General features: G+C 56.0%; 20 protein-coding genes. 9 read left to right on the top strand and 11 right to left on the bottom strand.

All coding sequences use genetic code 11. The features are described 5' to 3' along the window. Positions 1-3 precede the first annotated feature (3 nt). The 4 genes from RBH33_RS09540 (at position 4) to RBH33_RS09555 (ending at position 4,064) form a co-directional block, all read left to right on the top strand. Positions 4-1,191 (top strand): serine hydrolase domain-containing protein, encoded by a 1,188-nt coding sequence (locus tag RBH33_RS09540; RefSeq protein WP_306731947.1) that lies wholly within the window; start codon positions 4-6, stop codon positions 1,189-1,191. Between the two features lie 17 nt (positions 1,192-1,208). Beyond that, positions 1,209-2,339, top strand: a complete 1,131-nt coding sequence (locus tag RBH33_RS09545; RefSeq protein WP_306731948.1) for a GNAT family N-acetyltransferase — start codon at positions 1,209-1,211, stop codon at positions 2,337-2,339. Positions 2,340-2,450: 111 nt separating this feature from the next. Then, positions 2,451-3,290, top strand: a complete 840-nt coding sequence (locus RBH33_RS09550) for a CPBP family intramembrane glutamic endopeptidase (RefSeq protein WP_306731949.1) — start codon at positions 2,451-2,453, stop codon at positions 3,288-3,290. A 231-nt stretch (positions 3,291-3,521) separates the two neighbouring features. Beyond that, positions 3,522-4,064: a PEP-CTERM sorting domain-containing protein gene (locus RBH33_RS09555; RefSeq protein WP_306731950.1), complete on the top strand. Its 543-nt coding sequence runs from the start codon at positions 3,522-3,524 to the stop codon at positions 4,062-4,064. Between the two features lie 56 nt (positions 4,065-4,120). Here the strand turns inward: RBH33_RS09555 and RBH33_RS09560 are convergent, their stop codons facing one another. The 4 genes from RBH33_RS09560 to RBH33_RS09575 form a co-directional block, all read right to left on the bottom strand. Next, positions 4,121-4,921: a response regulator gene (locus tag RBH33_RS09560; protein ID WP_306731951.1), complete on the bottom strand. Its 801-nt coding sequence runs from the start codon at positions 4,919-4,921 to the stop codon at positions 4,121-4,123. An 84-nt stretch (positions 4,922-5,005) separates the two neighbouring features. Then, positions 5,006-5,395, bottom strand: coding sequence for a TfoX/Sxy family protein (locus tag RBH33_RS09565; protein WP_306731952.1), 390 nt, complete (start codon positions 5,393-5,395; stop codon positions 5,006-5,008). Between the two features lie 208 nt (positions 5,396-5,603). After that, positions 5,604-6,377 (bottom strand): peroxide stress protein YaaA, encoded by a 774-nt coding sequence (yaaA, locus tag RBH33_RS09570; protein WP_306731953.1) that lies wholly within the window; start codon positions 6,375-6,377, stop codon positions 5,604-5,606. 42 nt (positions 6,378-6,419) lie between these two features. Continuing rightward, positions 6,420-6,902 (bottom strand): DUF4265 domain-containing protein, encoded by a 483-nt coding sequence (locus RBH33_RS09575; protein ID WP_306731954.1) that lies wholly within the window; start codon positions 6,900-6,902, stop codon positions 6,420-6,422. 78 nt (positions 6,903-6,980) lie between these two features. On the opposite strand from RBH33_RS09575, the gene RBH33_RS09580 reads away from it, so the two are divergent. The 4 genes from RBH33_RS09580 (at position 6,981) to RBH33_RS09595 (ending at position 10,039) form a co-directional block, all read left to right on the top strand. After that, positions 6,981-8,267, top strand: coding sequence for a M48 family metalloprotease (locus RBH33_RS09580; protein WP_306731955.1), 1,287 nt, complete (start codon positions 6,981-6,983; stop codon positions 8,265-8,267). A gap of 82 nt (positions 8,268-8,349) precedes the next feature. Then, on the top strand, positions 8,350-8,748 hold the full coding sequence (locus tag RBH33_RS09585; RefSeq protein WP_306731956.1) for an acyl-CoA thioesterase: 399 nt from the start codon (positions 8,350-8,352) through the stop codon (positions 8,746-8,748). Between the two features lie 114 nt (positions 8,749-8,862). Continuing rightward, the gene (locus RBH33_RS09590; RefSeq protein WP_306731957.1) at positions 8,863-9,420 is read left to right on the top strand and encodes a cytochrome b; all 558 of its coding nucleotides are present in this window, start codon (positions 8,863-8,865) and stop codon (positions 9,418-9,420) included. A 43-nt stretch (positions 9,421-9,463) separates the two neighbouring features. After that, positions 9,464-10,039 carry a YceI family protein gene (locus RBH33_RS09595; protein WP_306731958.1) on the top strand — a complete coding sequence of 192 codons (576 nt, stop codon included), beginning with the start codon at positions 9,464-9,466 and terminating at the stop codon, positions 10,037-10,039. 490 nt (positions 10,040-10,529) lie between these two features. Here RBH33_RS09595 and RBH33_RS09600 read toward each other — a convergent pair whose 3' ends face one another. Both RBH33_RS09600 and uvrD read right to left on the bottom strand, forming a co-directional pair. Beyond that, complete coding sequence (locus RBH33_RS09600) at positions 10,530-11,165, bottom strand: alternative oxidase (protein WP_306731959.1); 636 nt, start codon at positions 11,163-11,165, stop codon at positions 10,530-10,532. A gap of 115 nt (positions 11,166-11,280) precedes the next feature. Next, positions 11,281-13,470: a DNA helicase II gene (gene uvrD, locus RBH33_RS09605; protein ID WP_306732130.1), complete on the bottom strand. Its 2,190-nt coding sequence runs from the start codon at positions 13,468-13,470 to the stop codon at positions 11,281-11,283. Positions 13,471-13,726: 256 nt separating this feature from the next. On the opposite strand from uvrD, the gene RBH33_RS09610 reads away from it, so the two are divergent. Continuing rightward, complete coding sequence (locus RBH33_RS09610) at positions 13,727-15,205, top strand: tetratricopeptide repeat protein (RefSeq protein ID WP_306731960.1); 1,479 nt, start codon at positions 13,727-13,729, stop codon at positions 15,203-15,205. A 174-nt stretch (positions 15,206-15,379) separates the two neighbouring features. Here RBH33_RS09610 and RBH33_RS09615 read toward each other — a convergent pair whose 3' ends face one another. From RBH33_RS09615 to fabG, 5 genes are all read right to left on the bottom strand, one after another. Beyond that, positions 15,380-17,191 carry an ABCB family ABC transporter ATP-binding protein/permease gene (locus RBH33_RS09615; protein WP_306731961.1) on the bottom strand — a complete coding sequence of 604 codons (1,812 nt, stop codon included), beginning with the start codon at positions 17,189-17,191 and terminating at the stop codon, positions 15,380-15,382. Between the two features lie 13 nt (positions 17,192-17,204). After that, positions 17,205-17,759: a YaeQ family protein gene (locus RBH33_RS09620; RefSeq protein WP_306731962.1), complete on the bottom strand. Its 555-nt coding sequence runs from the start codon at positions 17,757-17,759 to the stop codon at positions 17,205-17,207. 544 nt (positions 17,760-18,303) lie between these two features. Beyond that, positions 18,304-19,530 carry a beta-ketoacyl-ACP synthase gene (locus tag RBH33_RS09625; protein WP_306731963.1) on the bottom strand — a complete coding sequence of 409 codons (1,227 nt, stop codon included), beginning with the start codon at positions 19,528-19,530 and terminating at the stop codon, positions 18,304-18,306. 21 nt (positions 19,531-19,551) lie between these two features. Then, positions 19,552-20,772, bottom strand: coding sequence for a beta-ketoacyl-ACP synthase (locus RBH33_RS09630; protein ID WP_306731964.1), 1,221 nt, complete (start codon positions 20,770-20,772; stop codon positions 19,552-19,554). Positions 20,773-20,775: 3 nt separating this feature from the next. Continuing rightward, on the bottom strand, positions 20,776-21,519 hold the full coding sequence (gene fabG, locus RBH33_RS09635) for a 3-oxoacyl-ACP reductase FabG (protein ID WP_306731965.1): 744 nt from the start codon (positions 21,517-21,519) through the stop codon (positions 20,776-20,778). Positions 21,520-21,524: the final 5 nt, after the last annotated feature.

Consider the following 21,524-nt stretch of genomic DNA (forward strand, 5'->3'; position numbering starts at 1 on the left):
ATCATGGATGTAAACCGATTTTACGGCTGGGCGCTGAGCTTCGGCCTGGCGCTGCTTTCCTTCGCCGCCCACAGTGACGATGAGTTTGGCCATCGACCCGCGGACTTCGTGCTCGCCCTCGAACAGTACCTGGTTGAAGAAGTGATGCCACACATCCCCGGCGCCGCCATCGCCATAATTGCCGATGGCGAAATCGAGCTACTACAGGGCTATGGCGTGTTGCGCCAAGGGGAAAATACACCGGTACAAGCGGACACGGTGTTTCGCCTCGCCTCGGTATCCAAAACCATCGCCGCTACCGCCGCCGCCAAACTGGTGCGGGATGAGGCTCTGGAATGGCAAACGCCCATTAGCCTGCATTTGACCGATTTACAATTTCGCAACGCCGATTATGGCCAGCGCATCACCCTGCAAAATATTCTGTCTCATACCACTGGGCTTATGCCGCAAGCGTACACCAACCTGATTGAAGCGCGCGTTCCCTATCAGCGAGTGATTGAGCGCATCGGCGAGGTGGATTTTATTTGCCCGCCTGAAAACTGCTACAGCTACCAGAACGTGGTGTTCAGCCTGGTTGGGGATCTGATTGAGATCGTCACCGGCCTCAGTTATGAGCAGTACGTGGAACAACACTTATTCCAAAGCTTGGGCATGAACTGGGCCTCTTTTGGCATGGACAACTTGCTCGCCAACCCCAACCACGCACACCCCCACGTACGCCGGCGGGGGCAGTGGATACCGGTGCCGGTATCGGATGAGTACTATGCCATTGCGCCAGCGGCAGGCGCCAACGCCAGCGTTCGGGACATGGCATTTTGGCTGCAAGCGCAACTGGGCGCGCGCGAAGACGTTTTACCCTTGCCGCTGCTGGATCAACTGCACCGCCCCATCGTGGCCACCAGCAACCGGCAGGCGCACTATCGTTTTCACCCGCAGTTACACAACATTCACTACGCCTTGGGGTGGCGAATGTTTGATTTCGCCGAACACAAAAACTTTATTCACCACGGCGGCTGGGTGCGCGGCATCCGTACGGAGTTACTGTTTAATCGTGAGCTGCAACTGGGCTTGGTGTTTTTGTCCAATTCAGAGAACCGCTACGCGCGCGAAGTGGTGTACCGATTTTTGGAGTTGTACACCGAGTACCACCAACAAACCGTCACCTTTCCGCTTACCGACGTTGTCCACTAGGGTCTCGAATCGCCTCGATGCGTTATCAGTTTATCGACTCCATTCATCACGTCGCGCCGAATTTGTGGAACGGACTGCTTGATGATGACCATCCCTTCGTGCGCCACGAGTTTTTCGCCGCACTGGAAGACAGTGGCAGTACCACGGCCGAACGCGGCTGGCAGCCACATCATCTTTTGCTATGGGAAGGCGAGCTATTGCGCGCGGCGCTGCCGCTGTTTGTTAAACAACACTCCTACGGCGAGTATGTGTTTGACTGGGGTTGGGCCAATGCGTACGCGCAACACGGTTATGACTACTACCCAAAGCTGCTCACAGCCATTCCCTTTACACCCTGCCGCGGACCGCGCCTGCTGGGCTCACAGAAGCCCCATCAGCTGTTAGCGATGGTGCAGGCACTACAGGAGGAGAGCCGCTCACTGGGCGCCTCCGGCTGGCACTGCCTGTTCCCCGAATCGCCGCTCAGTGAACTCCTGGCGGAGCAGGGCGCGCCACAGCGCCTGGGCTGTCAGTACCACTGGTATAACAGAGGTTATTCGGACTTTACCGACTTCCTGAGCACCATGAGTTCGCGTAAGCGCAAGAATATTCTCAAGGAGCGGCGTCAGGTGGCAGCGCAAGGGTTTGAGTTTGAGCACAAAGCCGGGGGTCAGATCAGTACCGCTGACTGGGATTGGTTTTACAGCCTCTATCAGCTCACATACCTGAAGCGCAGCGGCCACGGCGGATATTTGGAGCGGGGGTTTTTCCGCCAGTTGGGTGAGACAATGCCCGAACACTGTCTGATGGTCCGCGCCCTGCGAGACGGCGAGCCATTGGCGGCGGCTCTGTTTCTACGCGACCGGGATTGCCTGTATGGGCGCTACTGGGGCTGCCGGGAGGAGTTCGACTATTTGCATTTTGAAACCTGCTACTACCAGGGCATCGACTACGCCATTGCTCATGGGCTAGGGCGGTTCGATGGCGGTGCTCAAGGCGAACACAAACTGGCGCGAGGCTTTGAACCGGTGCTGACGCTGTCCAACCACTGGATGTCAGAGCCGGTATTCCGCAGCCCCATCCAGCGCTTTCTGACACTGGAGGCTAGCGAGGTTCAAAGCTACCTGGAAGCTGCCCGCGCCCAATTACCCTACAAAGCCTCAGAATAATTCTCGACGCCCCACACGAGCCGCAAAACGACGACGTCACCCGAATGGCCATTTCGCAAAAGCGCCTAAATCAGGTTTAATACGCCTTTGCCAATTCCTGGACCAAGACCCATGCTGCCTCGCCTGCTCAACCCCAAAACTATTCTAGTGGCCTTGGATGAGATCGATCAGGAGCACCCGTCTTACTCCCTTTCCCGGCCTGCCGCCCTGCGACGGGTGTTCGTCGTGCTGGCCAGCGTTTCCGTGGCCCTCTTGGCCCTTCATTACCTGAAGTTTGACCGCAACCTGGCTTGGTTACTTCGAGCTTTTGCCGAATGGAACGACCTTCCCGAGAATCACTACATCCTCGCTCTGCGTCAGGCCGGCTGGGATCAGTTGGTCGTTTACATCTGGTGGACGGGTTGGCACCTGATCTGCTTTTTGCTGATCCCGTGGCTCGTGATCCGGTTTATGTGGCGGGAGAAGATGGTGGATTTCGGCTGGCGCTGGGCGCAAACCCGTCAGCACTGGCCTGGCTACGTGCTGCTAATCAGCCCCATTTTGGTGTTTATTGCCATGGTCAGCCAGGGCGAGGACTTCGTCGATCACTATCCATTCTACTTCTACGCGGGTAGGAGTTGGTTTGATTTTCTCGCGTGGCAACTCCTCTATATGAGCCAGTTCGTGGCGCTGGAGTTTTTCTTTCGGGGGTATATGGTGCAGGCGTTACGACCGGCCATGGGCGCCAATGCGGTGTGGGTGATGTGCGTGCCCTACCTGATGATTCACTTCCCTAAGCTCTGGCTGGAAGCCACTGGGGCCATACTGTTTGGGTTGTTTTTGGGTATTTTGGCAATTCGTTCTATGTCTATTTGGGGCGGCGTTCTGGTACACATTGGTATCGCGCTAACCATGGACGTTGCCGCCCTGTTGCGCAAAGGGGGTTTGCCGGATCAGTGGTGGCCATTCTGACCTTGTCACAGCATTGCTTTTCGAGTGCTTTTTTGAGGCTGACAGCCCGTCGAAAAACCTTACAGAGGCATTAAGCTGGCCTTCAAATCCCTTTTGCCCACAACTAATAAATACGTGTAAAATCAATTAGTTAGATGGAATAATCGGCCTCACAAAAAGACTTGGCACGACGCTTGCTAATTACACGCCTAGTAGCCGACGTGGTGTCGGCATCAAAGGAGGTCAAGGAATATGAGCAAGCTTTTAATGAAAGGATTGCTGGGTGCCATGATGGTTAGCCTGTCATTCGGCGCTCACGCAGCAGTTATCGATTGCCCCAATGGCTATACCAACCTGGTGAGCAACACCAGTGCCTGTCAGTACAGCGACCAGGCAAATCAGGATTTTCTCAACCATGATCCAATGACTGTGAACGCAGAAGCCTTCTTCGGCTACACAGACTGGTCATTTATCGACAAAGATGACGAGGTGAGCAGCACCAGCGGCATCTGGTCGTTGAACGAACCGAAGTGGAGCGCGTTTGACGAGATCATGATGATTTTCAAAAGCGGTCGTGGCACCACTCTGGTGGGCTACAACATTAACTTCGGCGCCACCAGTGGCACTTGGGAATCGCCTTTCAGTGCTCCCCTGTTTGAGCTGAAAAACACCCGCGATGTGTCTCATATCAGCTTTTACGGTCGAGGCGCCACGGCGGTACCAGAGCCAAGCTTGTTGATGCTCTTGCTCCTGGGCCTGGGCGCTGTCGCTTTGGGTCGGCTGAGATCCCGCTAGGTCGGTACCCAGACGCAATACAAAAAACGCCGGTTCTTACCGGCGTTTTTTTTGTCTTACAGATTGTCGATGTAAGTGGACAGCGCCTCAAGCTTGTCGGCATTCTGATCCACAAAGCGAATCACCACTTTGATAACGGTGGTGTCGGGTCGGTCTTCAGCGGCCTGCACGCTGTGCACGTAGCCATTTAAGCCGGTGGGGGTCGTGTCTTCGTTGTCCCCTTCAATATTCACCACGGCTTGGTCAAACAGCCCCGGGATCGTTTCCCCGCGCTGGATTAACCCGGTGAGTGACTGCAGGGAGAGGTCCCGTATCACGCACAAACAGCTCTCGCCACGGCTGCTGAAACGCAACCGCGCTTTGCCTTTCACCTTTTTACTTTTATCGCCGCGCGCACCGCCGCCCATCAGCACTCCCACCGAAGCGGAGGCTATGCCCTGGGTACTGCCCTGACGCCCGGCGTCGACCGCTGGCGCCTTGCCGGAACGGGCCAATTGTTTGGCCACCTTACGCAGCAGCTCCTCTGGGCTAAACGGCTTCGTCAAATAGTCCGACACGCCGGCCTCAGCGGCTTTAATTACGTGGCTGCGATCACCCCGGCTGGTCACCATCACAAAGGGGATTTGATCACCCTCCGGTTTTTTGCGCAGCTCCCGCAAAAATTCCTCGCCACTCATATTGGGCATTTCCCAATCAGAGAGAATGAGGTCCATAGAGTGTTGTTTGGTCAGGGCCAGAGCGCGGTTGCCGTCGGAAGCTTCAAAGATCTCCACTCCGGGTATTCGGTCACGCAGGTGCTTTTTCACCATATCCCGAATAAAGCTGGCGTCATCCACCACCAAAATACGAATTGCCATGCGGTTGCTCTCAATTAGGTCTTTTAAAAGCGTAGACGATTTTTGCCGCTTTGGCGCCGAATCAATCGGTTCCCGCTGAGAAGCTTAGCCCGCCAGAGAGCGGTAGGTGTTGGAGGGGGACGACGAGTCTCCGAGCGCTGCGGTCTCGTCGGAATCTTGCGGAGCGGCTTCCACGGCGGCGCGCATCCAGTACAGCAGCTCATTGGACTCTTCCAGAACAACCTGGGGGACCTGATAGTAGTGGCGTGCGCTGGTAAGCGCCGCCTCAGGTTGCAGGGGAGGCATGTTGCGCTCGATATAGGGCTGAGAGGAAGCGTCGTCTACGCGAAAGTAAAGGCGGTCATTGGCGATAAGCGCAAACTGTACGCCCCGGTGGTAGATGGCTACCCCGGAAAATACACGCCTGTAAGACACTGGCGCCACCTGCGAGAGGCGTTCCAGCACTTCAGAAAGATAGTGTTCGCTAACGGCCAAACCAAATCCTTGATCTTATTGTGGGTGGTGCGCCCATGCACCCTAGGCAGGTACGTAAAAACCCGGCCGAACTATGGCTTTCTGGCGTCAAAATTGCCAGAGCAAATCACCATGCAGCCTCGAAAAATTACGTTTCGTGAAACAGTTCACACTTTAGTCCCTGACGGTTACCGGAGCAACTTCCATATGGGATTAACAGCGCCTGTTGTTATGCCTCTGCGCGGGTAAACACCCAATCGGTGGCGGTGGACAGTTCGCCATTGTATGAGTAGCCGCCGTCGCCGAAATCCTTCAAAGCTTCCGCGTCGGTCAACCGATTCTTTATCAGATAGGCACTCATCATGCCTCGGGCCTTCTTGGCGTAAAAACTGATGATCTTATAGCGGCCGTTTTTCCAATCCTTGAATACCGGTGTGATCACGGGCGCTTCCAGCTTTCGGGGTCGCACCGATTTAAAGTATTCATTAGAGGCGAGATTGATCACCACTGGGCTGGTAAAAGTGCTCAGTTGGGTGTTAATCGCCTGGGTTATGCGGTCACCCCAGAACTGGTACAAATCCTTACCCCGGGGGTTGGCAAGCCGGGTGCCCATTTCCAGCCGATAGGGTTGAATCAAGTCCAGGGGCTGCAGCAGGCCGTACAAACCCGAGAGGATTCGCAAATGCTCTTGCGCGAACTCAATATCCCCGGCATCGAAACTTTCCGCCGCCAAACCGGTGTAAACATCGCCTTTAAAGGCGAACAGGGCCTGCTTGGCATTGTCCAGGTGGAAAGGCGGTTGCCATTGGGCGAAGCGATCGTAGTTCAACACGCCAAGCTTGTCGCTAATGCCCATCAGGTCTGAAATCTCGTGGGGCGCCAGTTTGCGCAGCACGTCGATCAGCTCCTGAGAATCCGCCAAAAAAGCCGGCTGGGAGGCCACGCGAGTAGGCGCGGGGGTTTCGAAATCGAGCGTTTTGGCGGGGGAGATTAACGCAAGCATAGTGAGGCTCGTTGTGGAGTTCTGAATGAAAGCTGCAAGACATTACTCGGGTGCGAGCATTGACTGCCACCAGTTCAAAGGCGTTGTGCCATCGGTGGGGTCGTACACGTTGCCGTACAACCAGCCACTGTCTGGCTTAGATGCGAGCGCTTCGGTAAGGAGCTTCTCAATCGTTTCAAAACCACAGCTTACGTGGATGGAGTACACCAGCATGCGCTCGTTCTGTAGATCCAACTCGCCGCCGAGTTGTTCCAAAGCCACGGTCAACTGTTCCGCAATGGCCACAATGTGGGCCCGGCTGAAGACGCGAACGCTCAAATTGCCACTGCGCTGGACGAGGGTGACATCCTTGGTCTCTGGGTCGCATTTGAGCAAATCGCCGCTGGCGACGCCTTTTACAAACGCGGGCGAACGCACTAACTGCAAGTTGCCCGAGTCCAATTCACGTGCCGATAATTTTTCCACAATGGGCTGGCCGTCAGGGCCCAGGCCAGCGAACATTTCAATTTCTTGTAAGGCTGCCATACTGCAACTCCGGTAGCGAAACTGTGTCATTATATCGGTCCGGCGCCCACTATTGCACATCACCATGGAGAACAGCTTGTGAAACGCATCGTCGGTTACTTAACCAGCCTCCTTTTAATCGCCAGCATCATAACCGCCTGTACCGTTAATCCGGTGACCGGCGACCGGCAGTTTTCACTCATGTCCACCGAACAGGAACTGGCCATTGGCCAGCAACATTACGTGCCCAGTCAACAGGCACAGGGTGGCCGCTACGTGGTGGACCCCGAGCTGACTCTCTACGTTAACCAGGTGGGCCAACGCCTGGCGGAAGTGAGTGACCGACCCGAACTGCCCTATGAATTTGTGGTGTTGAATAACGATGTACCCAACGCCTGGGCATTGCCCGGCGGCAAGATGGCCATCAACCGCGGGCTGTTGATTCACCTGGAAGACGAAGCGCAACTGGCCGCCGTATTGGGCCATGAAATCGTGCATGCGGCCGCCCGTCACGGCGCCACTCAACAGACCCGTAACGTGTTGCTCCAGGCCGGTATGCTGGCTGCCGGTGTCGCCGCCGTGTCTCAAGAGTGGGAATACGGCGCACTCGCCGTGGGCGCACTGGGTGTGGGCGCAACCGCCTGGCAAGCCCGCTACAGCCGCAGCCACGAGCTGGAAGCAGATCGTTATGGGGTCGATTACATGGTACGCACCGGTTATGACCCCCAAGGTGCCGTGGAACTGCAGGAAACTTTCCTGAAGTTTTCCGAAGGCCGAAACCCCAACTGGCTGGAAGGGCTGTTTGCCAGTCACCCGCCTTCGCGTGAACGCATGCGCCTCAATCAAGAACTGGCCGACGAAAATCCGGGTGGCGCGCGTAACCGCGATGCCTATCGCAGGGCCACTGCACAACTTCGTCGTGATCAGCCCGCTTATGAACGCTATCAGGAAGCGCTCAGCGCGGCCGAGAAAGGGGAATACGGCAAGGCCATGGGCCTGGTTGAGCAAGCCATCGAGCACCAGCCCAGAGAGAACCTTTTCTGGGAGCTGCAGGGCCGATTGTTCGCGCAAGATGAACGCGAGAAGGATGCCATTGCGGCTTTTGATCGCGCGATCGAAGCCAACCCGGAATTCTTCCGCCCACTCGTTTACCGCGGTGTGTTGCACAAGCGTCAAGGTAACGCCCGTCAGGCGGAGAACGATTTGACCGCTAGCCAAAAATTGTTGCCCACCCAGCTGGCCAGTTACCACTTGGGCGAGTTGGCTTTGGAGCGCGGCGCGCGCGATGAAGCCATCCAGCACTTTCGCATGGCAGCATCCGGAGGCGGGGAACTGGGCGCGGCCGCTGAAAGACAATTACAACAGCTTGGCGCCAACGCCGGATAATGTGAGACGGAATCGGCGCCGCTAAGGGGCCGATATCTGTATAATCTGCGCTAACGATAACGAAAAGGCAAAGAGGTACCCCATGGCTCGCCCCGGATTAGACGAAGATCCCACCCCCAGCGGCAGGCTGGTGCTGCAAACGCTGTCCATGCCCGCAGATACCAACCCCTACGGTGATATTTTCGGCGGCTGGCTGATGACTCAAATGGATTTAGGGGGCGCGATCCTCGCCCAGGAGATTGCGCGCGGGCGGGTAACCACGGTTGCCGTGGGCAGCATGGTGTTCCTGCGCCCGGTACCGGTAGGCGCCACCGTCAGCTGTTATGCGGCTCCACTGGAAGTGGGGCGCACCTCCATTCGCACTCTGATTGAAGTCTGGATTAAAGATTGTCGCACCAACGAAACCGCCAAAGTAACCGAGGGCGAATTCGTTTATGTGGCGATTGACGACAACGGTCGCACACGGCCGGTACCCAAGTAGGGCGCGCCGGCGTCGCAACTAACAATTCTTTACGCCCCCGCTTGAAGCGATCTGTTAATTTTGTGGCATTAACAGTAGGCGCCTCACTTTGAGTCGCACGAAAGGAAGCACGATATGATCACAGACCACAAATCCGGCTTCGGCTTGGTCACTATTTTGCTGCACTGGGTGTCAGCGTTTTTGATCGTATTTTTGTTTGGCCTGGGTTTGTACATGGTGGGGCTCGGTTACTATGACCCCTGGTACAACCGGGCTCCCTCATTGCACATCAGCCTTGGGCTGGTGGTGTTGCTTCTGACTCTTATACGCATTGTATGGCGGCTGATTTTCTTTCGCCGGCCAGCGCCTTTACCAGAGCACAGCCGGTCGGTGCGGTTGCTGTCCGCCACGGTTCAATACAGCCTGTATGGTTTGATTCTGGTTGTTCTGGTCAGTGGTTATCTGATCACCACCGCTGACGGCCGCTCCGCCAGTTTGTTCGGCCTTATCGATTTTCCCTCTGTCATGCGTTTGGGTGTTACTGGCGTGGACCGGGCGGGCTTCCTTCATTACTGGATGGCCTGGGCCATTATAGTTCTGGCAGCTTTACATACGCTGGCGGCCTTGGCACACCACTTTGTACTTCGTGACCGCACTTTAGTGCGCATGTTGGATCCGCGCTCCAAGCGCTAACTTTTCACCCTAGTTGTTTCATTTTTTTATCAGGAGATCATCCATGAGAAAACTTATTGCTATTTTTGCTCTCAGCTCACTGGGTTTGGCCAGTGTTCCCGCCTTGGCCGACAATTACGTTATTGACACCCAAGGTGCGCACGCGTCCATCAACTTTAAGGTCAATCACTTGGGCTTTAGCTGGCTGGTGGGACGCTTCAACGAGTTCGGCGGCGACTTTACTTACGATTCCGAAAACTTAAGCGACAGCAACATCAACGTCACCATCAATACTCGCAGTGTGGACAGTAACCACTCCGAGCGTGATCGGCACTTGCGCAACAGCGATTTCCTGGACGTTTCCAAATTTCCTGAAGCAACATTTGTCAGCACCGAGGTGATTCCCGGTGAGGGCGATAAGTTTCAGATCGTGGGTGATTTGACGCTGCACGGCGTGACAAACAGCATCACTATCGACGCGAAGAAAGTGGGCGAGGGTGAAGATCCTTGGGGCGGCCACCGAGTGGGTTTTGCCGGCAAGACCGAATTTAAAATGAAAGATTTCGGTATGGATTACAACTTGGGACCTGAGGCCGAAACCGTGTACATGGATCTGCACATTGAAGGTATTCGTCAGTAGTTATTTGGTTCGTTTCGTTACCGCCCGTCATCCCCGCGAAAGCGCATCGCTCACCGGAATAATTTTGGGTAGGTAGTTGAGGTCCATGATGCTAGCGCGTACTTCGTAAGCGGAATCCCAGGCGCTTCCCTGGAGGCTTTTCGAAAACGCCGTAGACCCATCCCTGGGGGCTCTCCCACAAGATCCCTCTTGTGAGAGTTTCGAAAAGCCTCCAGGGAATCACCTCCGTAGCCGAAACTAAGGCATTCTTATCTTTGGGTTTGAGTAAAGAATGCCAGAGCTTGAGGCTACTCGGGCGCGCAGGGTGAGTGTTCAGCAAGCCTCAAAAGAGGGACCTTTTGAGGCAGTCCCCAGGGAGGGGTTTACGACGTTTGCTGAACACTCACCCTGCGCGGCCTGTGGGCTTGCTTACGAAGCTCTTCCGGCTATTTATTCCGGACAGCGATGCGCTTTCGCGGGGTGAAGGGAAACCGGGACGTACTAGCCTTCCTTAACCCCGGCTCCCAGCTTTCAGTTGATCCGCAAAATCGTGGTTTACGTCCCTGTGTTTGGCCTCGTCCGCCCTTACGGCGATAATCACTTCTCTTAATCTAGCTTCTTGAGGCAACTGCCAATAATCAATGGCAATCTGTGGAGCGGCAATATTTTCATACTTTCCGCTATCTACGCCAGCCAGGTATTCAGTGTAGCTATAAACGGCTTCTTCTTCCAAATAGCCGACAATACGGTGCGCTGTTTTACTGGAGATTAGATAAAGCAGGAAGAAGGCGTTGTAAAAAACACCCTGAGCAATCATGATAATGATTCGCTCGAACAGATTTGGCCGGGCGATATGAACAAATGTCATCAGGTGCATACGTTCATTTTCCGCTTCATCCAGCAGTGTACGTATCCAGCCATCATCGTCTTTCATCCGGCGCAGTGAGTGTAAGTGCTGAAGGCTGCCGGCAACCATGCCTGGAACTGCAGCTACGGTTTCCAAAACCACAGCGCGGTGGCCATAGCGCCCGGCAAAAAACAGATCCGCAAAAAAACGCATAAAACGCACAGTGCGCAGGGCGATGCGGTCGGAAATACCCTGTGGAGTGTGATGAACCGCCTGTGTATCGGCTGCTGGTTCTTTCATAGTCAGTAACTCCCGAGATCAAGGTTTCTCAAATGGCTTTTCAGTACTTTAACAGGTACCGAAGGCTGACGCCGCCCTTTGCTTGGACAGTGGTCGTGCAAGACGGACTAGCTGGTTACATAGGCTCCAGTTTCGCGTACTGCATCACCAACCATTTGCTTCCCTGACCATCGAAGTTGACCTGCACCCGAGCGTTTGGGCCCTGGCCTTCAAAATGCAGTATGACGCCCTCCCCAAAAATTGAGTGCTGTACCCGCTGCCCCAGGTGAAAACCGGAGTCCTCGCCCGAGTCGCTGTAGTCGGACCGGGCCGACTTGCGTTGGTAGCTGAGCGGACGGGATACGGCGGTTTTCAGGCGCACTTCCTGAATCAAATCTTCTGGTATTTCTTTTACAAAGCGGGATACAGCATTGAACGTTTCGTTGCCGTACAGCCGGCGCGTTTCCGCGTAGCTGATGTACAGTTTTTGCATGGCGCGGGTAATGCCCACATAACACAACCGCCGCTCTTCTTCGAGGCGATCCGGGTCTTCCACAGACATGCGGTGTGGAAACAGGTTTTCTTCCACCCCGGCCAGGAATACCAACGGAAACTCCAACCCTTTGGCAGAGTGTAGGGTCATCAATTGCACTGCATCTTCAAACTCGTCCGCTTGCGCGTCACCCGCATCCAGTGCGGCGGTGTCGAGAAATTGTTGCAGTACACTCAGGTCTTCATCGGCGTCGTCACCTTCAAAAGCACCGCAGGCGGAGATGAGTTCCTGCAGGTTTTCCTTCCGCGCCTGACCTTTTTCGCCTTTCTCGCTGCCATGGAATTCCAGTAACCCGGTATCGTCCAGCATTGTCTCGGCGATTTGATCTAAAGGCAGTTCAGCGCAGTTGGTTGTCAGTGTTTCCACGAGATCAATAAAACCACGTACGGCATTTCCGGCACGCGCACTGAACACCCGATTGAGCAACATGTCATTAGCGGCTTGCCAGAGAGAGCAGGATTGCTCGCGCGCGAGTGTCCGTACACTCTCCAGAGTCTTCCCGCCAATACCCCGAGTCGGAGTGTTGATTACCCGTTCAAAGGCAGCGTCATCGTGAGGGTTGGCGATCAGACGCATATAGGCCAACGCATTTCGAATTTCCAAACGCTCGTAGAAGCGCTGGCCACCATAAATGCGGTAGGCCATGCCGTCACGAAGCAGCGCTTCTTCCAGCACCCGAGACTGGGCGTTGGAGCGGTAGAGGATCGCGCAACTGTTGTGACTGTTACCGGCCTTTACCCACTCCTGTATGCGCTCGACAATAAAGCGGGCTTCGTCCTGTTCATTAAAAGCGGCGTATAGGGAGATGGGTTCGCCTTCCTCGCCGTCGGTCCAGAGTTCTTTGCCCAGCCGGCCAAAGTTGTTGGCGATCACGCCGTTCGCTGCGCGCAGGATGGTGCTGGTGGAGCGGTAATTCTGCTCCAGGCGAATTACGCGCGCGCCGGGAAAATCATCGGTAAAGCGCTGAATGTTTTCAATACGCGCGCCGCGCCAGCCGTAAATGGACTGATCGTCATCCCCCACGGCGGTGACATAGGCGCTCTTGCCGGCCAACACTCGCAGCCAGGCATACTGAATACTGTTGGTATCCTGAAACTCGTCTACCAGAATAAACGGAAAACGCTGTTGGTAGTGTGCCAACAAGTGGGGTTTGTTGAGCCACAGTTCATGAGCGCGCAGGAGCAACTCGGCGAAATCGACCAAGCCGCCGCGCTGGCAGTCTTCCTCATAGGCTTGGTAAATGGCGATCATCGTGCGCTGAAAGGGGTCACCATTTTCGGGGATGTGGTGGGGCCGCAGGCCTTCGTCCTTCTGGCCATTGATAAACCACTGAGCTTGCTTATAGGGGTAGCGGCTGTCATCCAGCTGCAGGCGCTCGTACACCCGCTTGACCAAGCGGAGTTGGTCGTCGCTGTCCAAAATTTGGAAATTCTGCGGTAGGCCCGCCTCCTGCCAGTGGGCCTTGAGCAACCGATGCGCCAGGCCGTGAAAGGTGCCCACCCAAAGGCTGCGCACATTGATCGACTGGCCGCCAGAGGACAACAGCTGCTCCAGGCGGCTGCGCATTTCGCGTGCGGCTTTATTGGTAAAGGTCACCGCCATAATGGAGTAGGGCGATTGTCGCTCCACCTGGATCAACCAGGCGATCCGATGCACCAGCACCCGGGTCTTACCACTGCCGGCCCCAGCCAGGATCAGCTGGTTGGCGGGAGCCGAGGAGACGGCTTCACGCTGGGCGTCGTTTAAATCGTTGAGCAGCGGTGATACATCCATAGCGTTGGGGTCGCGTCGGTTGAAATGGGCGGCCAGTGTACCCCTTTTGAAGGCGAATTTCAGGCATTCCCGGGGCCCAAAGCTGTTTAAACGTACAGTCAACGCTCACTACTGTCAAGGCTTGAGGCCTTGAGCTGGCGCGGGTAAACTTCCCACATCGGAGTGGGAGCGCGGCAGGGACTCGCTTGCAGTAAGCCTCGTTTTCTTCCTTCAAGGCATCGTTGCCACAGGCTTACAATAAAAACCAGGACTTCCCATGTTACGGATATTCACCCTTCTTTTGACTCTGTTTTGGGTCACACCCGCACTCGCCACCTGGTCTGAATACCGCTCCACCAACTTCACCATCTATACGGACGAGTCGCCCGATAAGGCGGAAAAACTGCTGCGCCAGTTTGAACAGTTCCGTGCGGTGGTGTTGCAGTATATGAACCTGCCCGACACGCAGGAGAATCAGCGCATGATGATTCTCATGTACGCGGATAGAGACCACTTTTTCCGGTTAGTGGGCGAGCACGTGGGCGGTTTTTATGTGCGTACACCAGCAGGGCCGCGCATGGTGGTCGGACCGCAAGAGACCTTCGCGGACAGCTCCGTCGTTCTTTTTCATGAGTACGTTCATTATTTGGTGCGCGAGAACAGCCAAGTTCATTACCCCATGTGGTACGACGAAGGGCTGGCGGAGTTTCTGGCTTCGGCGGTCATCGAGGAGGACCGGGTGTTACTGGGGCCCTTGCACCCATGGCGGAAGGGCTGGATGACGCTACCCCGCTGGCCGCACTTGCGGGATTTGTTCAACCCGCCCCTTATGGATGAGAAACCGCTCTACTACTGGGCTCGATTTTACGCGGCTTCCTGGCTTACGGTGCACTACCTGGAGCTGGGAACGATCTACGACTTTCCCGATTACAGCGCTCAAACCCGACAATTTCTTGTCCTGTACAACCAGGGTGTAGAGCCTGAAGAGGCGTTTGTTCAAGCCTTCGACAAGAGCGTGAACGAAATGCATCGGGAGCTGCGACGCTACCGCCGACAGCGTTTCAATCAAGTGATCAGCTTCCCCACCACTCCCTATGAAGGAGAGTTGAACGTTCGCGCACTCAGCCATAACGAGCAACAGTTTGTTCTAGCCGACCTTGCCTGGCGCATGGATAAGGAGAAAGAAGCGCTGGAGTACCTAACTGACCTCAAGACGGACGAAAAAGATGCCGCGCGCGGTCTGTCCTTGCGCGCCGTGTTAAAGAATCACAACAAAGAGCACGACGAGGCGTACAAAGACTTGGTACAGGCGCTGCGGCACGACAAATCTGATACCCAAGTGTTAATGAATGCTGGACACTTTTATTTGGATACCGCCAACCCCGAGTACAGCGATGATGAGGACGTGCAAAGCGTCGTCAACTTGGATTACGTACGCCGGGCGCAGGAGTATGTTCAAGCGGCCCTGAAGCAGGAGCCGGACTTTCAGGAAGCTCACCATTACCACATTCAAGTACAGAGGCACTTGGGCACTCAACGGGATGTGCTCCAAGCCATGATGACGCTCTATCAGATGGCGCCCTCTGATATCGCCATTAACATCGCCATTGGCGAACTGTTAGCCGAGGCCGACCGCCCCGATCTCGCCCGGCAGTTTATTGAGCGGGCACTTGGGTGGACGCACGATGATGAACTGCGGGAAAAGCTCAGCGAGAAGTTGGAAGAGATTATTAAGCTGGAAGCGGAGATGGGGTAGGAGTGTGCCAGTAGTTCGCCAGTAAATGGATTCCCGCCTACGCGGGAATGACGAGCGAGAAGCGGGTTGGCGAAGGGAAAAGAGCTGATCAGCAAGTGCAAAGTTCGAAGCTCGAGTTTGTCATCCCCGCGCACGCGGGGATCCAGTTTCTCCACGGTGCGACATCACGCTGAGTTAGTTCTTAGCTTCCCCCGCCGAATCTTGCTGCAAACGCCATAACTGCGCGTAACGGCCGCCTTGCTGCAACAGATCATTGTGACTGCCCTGTTCCACTAGATGTCCCTCGTCCAGCACCAGGATTCGGTCCGCATCCACAACGGTGGAAAGGCGGTGCGCAATGACTAAGCTGGTGTGCCCCGCAGACACTGTACGCATAGCACTCAGGATTGCCGCTTCGGCGTTGGAGTCCAAAGCTGAGGTGGCCTCATCGAACACCAAAATAGGTGCGTCTTTAAGTAGTACTCGAGCGATGGCGATGCGCTGCTTTTCACCGCCGGAAACTTTCAGCCCTCGCTCGCCCACCACCGTCTTGTCTCCCTGCGGTAGGCTGTCGATAAATTCCTTTAGATGTGCCATGCGAATGGCGCGCTCTATGTCCGCTTCCGACGCCGAAGGCCGGCCGTAAGCAATATTCTCGCGGATGCTGGTGTTGAATAACACTGTGTCTTGCGGCACCACCGCGATGGCGCGGCGCAAACTATCCAGAGTTACCTGGCTGATGCTCTGCCCATCGATACGGATGTCCCCGCCGTCCAGATCGTAGAAGCGGTACAGTAGCCGGGCAATCGTGCTTTTGCCCCCACCGGACGCACCGACAATAGCCACGCGCTGACCCGGCTCAACACTAAACGACAAATTTTTCAAAATCGGCCGTTCAGTATGATAGCCAAAACTGACTTGATCAAAATCGATCCGGCCCTCTCGAACATTTAGCGGCTTAGCATCGGCTGCGTTTTTAATCTTGGGCTCTCGACTAAGCAGCCCCAACATGTTTTCCAGATCGGTTAATGCTCGCCGAATCTCCCTGTAAACAAACCCGAGAAAATTCAAAGGAATAAAGAGCTGAATGAGGTAGGCGTTGATCATTGCCAAATCACCCAGCGTCATTTCGCGATCGATGACCGCCTGGGCGGCCATAAACATCATGGCGGTCATGGCCAGCGCAATGATCAGCGCCTGACCGGAATTGAGCGCTAGCAGGGTCATGCGATTTTTCAGCTTGGCGGTTTCCCAATTCGCCAAAAAATCGTCGTAAGTGCGAGCTTCGTAGGTTTCGTTATTAAAGTATTTTACAGTTTCGTAGTTCAGCAAGCTGTCGACGGCGCGTGTATTAGTGGATGAGTCAGCTTGGTTGGCTGCGCGCACAAAACGGGTTCGCCACTCAGTGACCGCGACGGTAAAACCGATGTAAAACAACACAGCGATTAGAATTATTAGTGCGTACCAGGCCGAGAATGCGACGGTAAAAATAATCGCGACCATGAGAATTTCAAACAGGGTCGGGACTATGTTGAACATCATAAAGCGCATCAAAAAACTGATGCCGTTGGTGCCCCGTTCTATGTCTCTGCTGATGCCGCCGGTCTGTCGGCTAAGGTGGAAATTCAGTTCCAGTTGGTGGAGGTGTTCAAAAACCCGCAAACCAATTCGGCGCATGGCGCGCTCAGTAACGCGGCTGAAAATCGCATCGCGTAGTTCACCGAAAAACACACCGCCAAAGCGCAAGAACCCGTAAAACAACAAGAACGCCACTGGCAAAACCAGCTCGGGTTGCAGGTTGCGGTCCACTCCATCAATGATGTGTTTCAAGGCCCAAGGCATGGCCAGGGTCGCGCCCTTGGCAGCGAGCAAAGCCAAGATGGCAAGAAACACTCGGCCGCGGTATTCCCACAGATAGGGCCATAGGTAGCCCCATACCTGGGACAAATTCAGCTTGGGTACTGAAGGGTCTCGGGGAGGTGCGGGCTCCTTGGACATTCCGCGCATGCGCTATGGGCTCTTAGTTCGTTGAGTAGTTTTTCAGTAATACTGGTTCAATGGTGACATTGTCTGTGCCATTGGATAACCACACCTGGCCCTCACTGATATTGCATTGCAGGGTCATGGTTCGCGACACTAAGCCCGCCATGGCTTGCACGCTGGCTTCGGGAATTTCCCACACCTGGAGGTTGTTGTAGCGTTGCAGGGCGCGCTCATTTTGTTGCCACCAAATGGGGACGCTCCGGCCACCGTAGGTAAACAGCTGAACCTTCTTCGATCGGCCGCAAGCTTTACGCAGCCACTTTTCATCGCTTTGACCAAACTCCACCCAGAGCTCCGTTTCGCCGCTCAAGGTGCGATCACACAGTTCGGGCTCGTCGGATTCGGTGCTAAGACCACGCACGAACGTCAGTGAATCGCTGGCGTTCAGCGCGAAGGCGAGCAATCGCACCATGAGGCGCGCCTCGTTCTCAGACGGATGTTGCGCCAATGTCAGGCTGTGATCCTGATAGTAGTGCCGATCCATATCGGCGATCTGCAGTTGGGCTTTGATAACGGTGGCTTTGGTGGCCATAACCGGATTCCCTGAGAAGTAAGCGATGAGGTGGGGCGGCAGTCTAACTCAGGCCTGTCAGTACTGAACAGCCTGGAAAGGATGCCTGGGGGTCCGAGACACGCTGTAAATACATCCCTGTACGCTCCGCGTCGGCTTCCTGCCTCCGAGGGTCTCAAACCCCCAGGCATCCTTTCCTTCCACGTTCTCAGCGTGTCGATGCATTGTGAATGCACTAAGTATGCGTCTTTTTTTGAGTTCCCCGCATGCTCCAAGCCTTGGATTTCTTTTTTAGAGCGCCATAAGCTTAAGGTTACTGGGGCAGTGCAGGGTGAGTGTTCAGCAAGCCTCGAAAGAGGGACCTTTCGAGGCAGTCCCCAGGGAGGGGTTTACGACGTTTGCTGAATACTCACCCTGTGCGGCCCGGGGGCTCGCTTACGAAGTCGGTAACTGATGATTTATTCCGGACAGCAGTGCGCATTCGCGGGAATGACGAATAGAGGCCCGGTCAATGCCTCGGAATGCGTATTCTTTTCCTTTCCTTGCTCTAACAACAGAAAAAGAGTTAGACAGAAAGCCGAAATATCAACGACGTATTAATACCACCAAACGCAAAGTTGTTGCTCATGGCGTATTCCACTTGGGCGGTGCGTGGGCTGTTGACGATGTAATCCAGCTCGGCGCATTCGGGGTCGAGGTTGTTTAAGTTAAGGGTTGGCGCCAGCCAGCCCTCGCGCATCATTTGGAGGGTGGACCAGGCTTCTATGGCGCCGCCAGCACCCAGGGTGTGGCCCAGGTGGCCTTTGAGGCTGCTGAAAGGTACGCGGTTACCGAACAACGCCGCGGTGGCTTGGCTTTCGGCGATATCGCCGGGGCCGGTGGCGGTGCCGTGGGCGTTGATGTAGCCGATAGCGTCCGTGGGTAGGCCCGCATCTTCCAGCGCCAGCTCCATGGCCTGCTGCATGCTGGGGCCGTCGGGGAGGGTGATGTGTGCTCCATCGCAGTTGGTGCCGAAACCCACCACTTCACCGAAAATGGTCGCACCGCGGGCGCGGGCGTGTTCGAGTTCTTCCAGGATCAGCGTGGTGGCACCTTCGCCAATCACGAGCCCGTCACGATCTCGGTCGAAGGGGCTGGGTGTGGTGTGGGGCGCATCGTTGCGAGTACTGGCGGCATTGAACGTATCGAACACCGCCGCTTCGGACGGACACAGTTCTTCAGCGCCGCCGGCAATCATCACCGTTTGCTGCCCCGCACGAATGGCTTCGTAAGCGTACCCAATACCCTGACTGCCGGAGGTGCAGGCGGATGAGGTGGTGTAAACCCGGCCTTTTACGCCAAAGAAAACGCTGAGGTTCACCGCCGTGGTGTGGCCCATCATGCGGATATAGGTGGTGGGGGAGACGCGGGTCATGTCGCGCTGGTGCAGCATCAACGCGAACTCCATGGTGGCGTCGGTGCTGCCGGTGGAGGAACCGTAGGCAATGCCGCACCGGCCGTTGTGCAGCAGCGGGTCATTGAGCAAGCCTGCATCATCCAGCGCTAGCTCGGTGGCACGGGTCGCCAGTTGGGCCACTCGACCCATGGCTCGGATTTTTTTGCGGGGATAGTGCGCCGGTAGGACAAAGTCGTCCACGGGGCCGCCGAGCTGGGTCGCCAGGTTCCGGTAATCCGCCCATTCGGTCATGGTGCGGATGCCGCTGATCCCCTCACGCAGACCGCGAGACAGGGAAGCCCAGTCGTGGCCTAGGGCGGTGACGCCGCCCATGCCTGTGATTACCACTCTTTTCATGGTTCTTCCCGACTGCTGTCCTTAGCGCTTAATAATCAACGAGGTGTTGATGCCACCGAAGGCGAAGTTGTTGGTCATCACATAATCGCACTGGAGTTCCCGGCCCTGGCCGGTGATGTAGTCCAGGGGCGCGCACTCCGAATCTACTTGGTCCAGGTTGATGGTGGGCGCGAACCAGCCTTCGCGCATCATTTCCAGGCTGATCCAGGCTTCCAAGGCGCCGCAGGCGCCCAGGGTATGGCCGATGTAGCTTTTCAGGGAGCTGATGGGCATGCCCGTACCGAGGACTTCGGCTGTGGCGCGGCTCTCCGCCACATCGCCTTTGGCGGTGGCGGTACCGTGAGCATTGACGTAGCCGATTTGATTCGGCGTTAAGCCCGCGTCTTCCAGCGCCATGGACATGGCCCTGGCCATGGTTTCCGCTTTGGGTTCGGTCACATGGGCGCCATCGGAATTGGTGCCGAAGCCGACGATTTCGCCCAGGATGGTGGCGCCGCGCGCCTTGGCGTGTTCGTACTCTTCCAGAATCAGCGTGCAGGCGCCTTCGCCAATGACCAGACCATCGCGATCCTTATCAAAAGGTCGTGGGGTCAGGTCGGGCTCGTCATTCCGGGTGCTGGTGGCGAATAAAGTATCAAAGACGGCAACTGGGCTGACGCAGAATTCCTCCGCGCCACCGGCAACCATAATGTTCTGCCGGCCGAATTTAATGGCTTCGTAGGCGTAACCCAATCCCTGGCTGCCGGAGGTGCAGGCGGATGTGGTGGTGATGGCCCGGCCGGTAATGTTGAAGAATAGCCCGATATTCACCGTGGCGGTGTGGGTCATGGAGCGAAGGTAGGAAGAGGCGGTGAGGTCCATGGTGGTCTGGTGGGTGAGCACTCGCACCAGCGCTGGCGCGTCGGCGGGGGTGCCCATACACGAGCCATAGGATACGCCGGTGGAGCCATCCGTCAGGCCGGGGTGATCCAGAAGACCGGCCTGCTCCAGGGCCTTTTCGCTGGCGCGCACGGCCATGATGGAAACCCGGCCCATGCTGCGCAGTTTTTTACGCGGGTAATGACTGGGCGTTTCGAAATCGGTGATCGGCGCACCCAAGCGGGTATTCAGGCCTTCGATGGCATCCCATTCTGGGAAGGCTCGAACCCGATTTCGGCCCGCGTGCAAGGCAGCCGATACGCTTGCCCAGTCGTGTCCAAGGGCGCTTACGGCCCCGGCTCCGGTAATCACTACCCTACGCATGATTTATAGCATCCCGCCGTTGACTGAAATCACCTGCCGGGTGATGTAACTGGCCTGATCGCTCATCAGATAACCCACCAAACTCGCCACTTCTTCCGTCTGGCCGAAGCGCCGCAGAGGGATCATTTTTTTCGCTTCAGCGGCAAATACATCGTCAATCATATCAGTTTCAATTATCCCAGGTGCAACACAATTGACTGTGATGTGCCGCTTGCCTAGTTCTAAGGCCAGCGCCTTGGTCGCGCCAATCAAACCCGCTTTGGTGGCGCTGTAATTTACTTGACCCCGGTTGCCCGCCAAACCCGCGATGGAGGAGAGCGTTACTATGCGTCCGCCCCGGCGCGCGCTGACCATGGGCATCACCAATGGGCGCAACACATTGTAGAAACCGTCCAGGTTGGTGTGGATAACGCTGTCCCAATCTTCACCGCTCATGGCGGGAAAGGCGTTGTCCCGGGTGATGCCAGCATTGCACACCACACCGTAAAAAGCCCCTTCGCTTTCCAAGTGCTCGGTCAGCACCCGTTCGGCGGCGGCCCGGTCCGCGACATCGAATTGTAAGATCCAGCTGCGCCGCCCCAGAGCTTCCACTTGCTCGGCCACGGCCCGAGCCTGGTCGATATTGCCCCGACAATGCACCGCGATGTCAAAACCGGCCTCGGCCAATTGCAGAGCTATGGCCTTGCCGATGCCCCGACTGGAACCGGTGACTAAAACTCGGCGCCCCTTGGCGTCTACTGCTGACATGAATA

Origin of the sequence: Marinimicrobium hydrolyticum (assembly GCF_030848505.1) — a bacterium.
Lineage (GTDB): Bacteria > Pseudomonadota > Gammaproteobacteria > Pseudomonadales > Cellvibrionaceae > JAVDDU01.

Bases quoted from the DNA above. Each gene is read 5' to 3' on its own strand.
- RBH33_RS09560 (WP_306731951.1), bottom strand. From the start codon at position 4,921: ATGGCAATTCGTATTTTGGTGGTGGATGACGCCAGCTTTATTCGGGAT.
- RBH33_RS09600 (WP_306731959.1), bottom strand. From the start codon at position 11,165: ATGAAAGAACCAGCAGCCGATACACAGGCGGTTCATCACACTCCACAG.
- RBH33_RS09585 (WP_306731956.1), top strand. From the start codon at position 8,350: ATGGCTCGCCCCGGATTAGACGAAGATCCCACCCCCAGCGGCAGGCTG.
- RBH33_RS09625 (WP_306731963.1), bottom strand. From the start codon at position 19,530: ATGAAAAGAGTGGTAATCACAGGCATGGGCGGCGTCACCGCCCTAGGC.
- RBH33_RS09610 (WP_306731960.1), top strand. From the start codon at position 13,727: ATGTTACGGATATTCACCCTTCTTTTGACTCTGTTTTGGGTCACACCC.
- RBH33_RS09540 (WP_306731947.1), top strand. From the start codon at position 4: ATGGATGTAAACCGATTTTACGGCTGGGCGCTGAGCTTCGGCCTGGCG.
- RBH33_RS09590 (WP_306731957.1), top strand. From the start codon at position 8,863: ATGATCACAGACCACAAATCCGGCTTCGGCTTGGTCACTATTTTGCTG.
- yaaA (WP_306731953.1), bottom strand. From the start codon at position 6,377: ATGCTTGCGTTAATCTCCCCCGCCAAAACGCTCGATTTCGAAACCCCC.
- RBH33_RS09620 (WP_306731962.1), bottom strand. From the start codon at position 17,759: ATGGCCACCAAAGCCACCGTTATCAAAGCCCAACTGCAGATCGCCGAT.
- uvrD (WP_306732130.1), bottom strand. From the start codon at position 13,470: ATGGATGTATCACCGCTGCTCAACGATTTAAACGACGCCCAGCGTGAA.
- fabG (WP_306731965.1), bottom strand. From the start codon at position 21,519: ATGTCAGCAGTAGACGCCAAGGGGCGCCGAGTTTTAGTCACCGGTTCC.
- RBH33_RS09555 (WP_306731950.1), top strand. From the start codon at position 3,522: ATGAGCAAGCTTTTAATGAAAGGATTGCTGGGTGCCATGATGGTTAGC.
- RBH33_RS09550 (WP_306731949.1), top strand. From the start codon at position 2,451: ATGCTGCCTCGCCTGCTCAACCCCAAAACTATTCTAGTGGCCTTGGAT.
- RBH33_RS09545 (WP_306731948.1), top strand. From the start codon at position 1,209: ATGCGTTATCAGTTTATCGACTCCATTCATCACGTCGCGCCGAATTTG.
- RBH33_RS09615 (WP_306731961.1), bottom strand. From the start codon at position 17,191: ATGCGCGGAATGTCCAAGGAGCCCGCACCTCCCCGAGACCCTTCAGTA.
- RBH33_RS09595 (WP_306731958.1), top strand. From the start codon at position 9,464: ATGAGAAAACTTATTGCTATTTTTGCTCTCAGCTCACTGGGTTTGGCC.
- RBH33_RS09630 (WP_306731964.1), bottom strand. From the start codon at position 20,772: ATGCGTAGGGTAGTGATTACCGGAGCCGGGGCCGTAAGCGCCCTTGGA.
- RBH33_RS09575 (WP_306731954.1), bottom strand. From the start codon at position 6,902: ATGGCAGCCTTACAAGAAATTGAAATGTTCGCTGGCCTGGGCCCTGAC.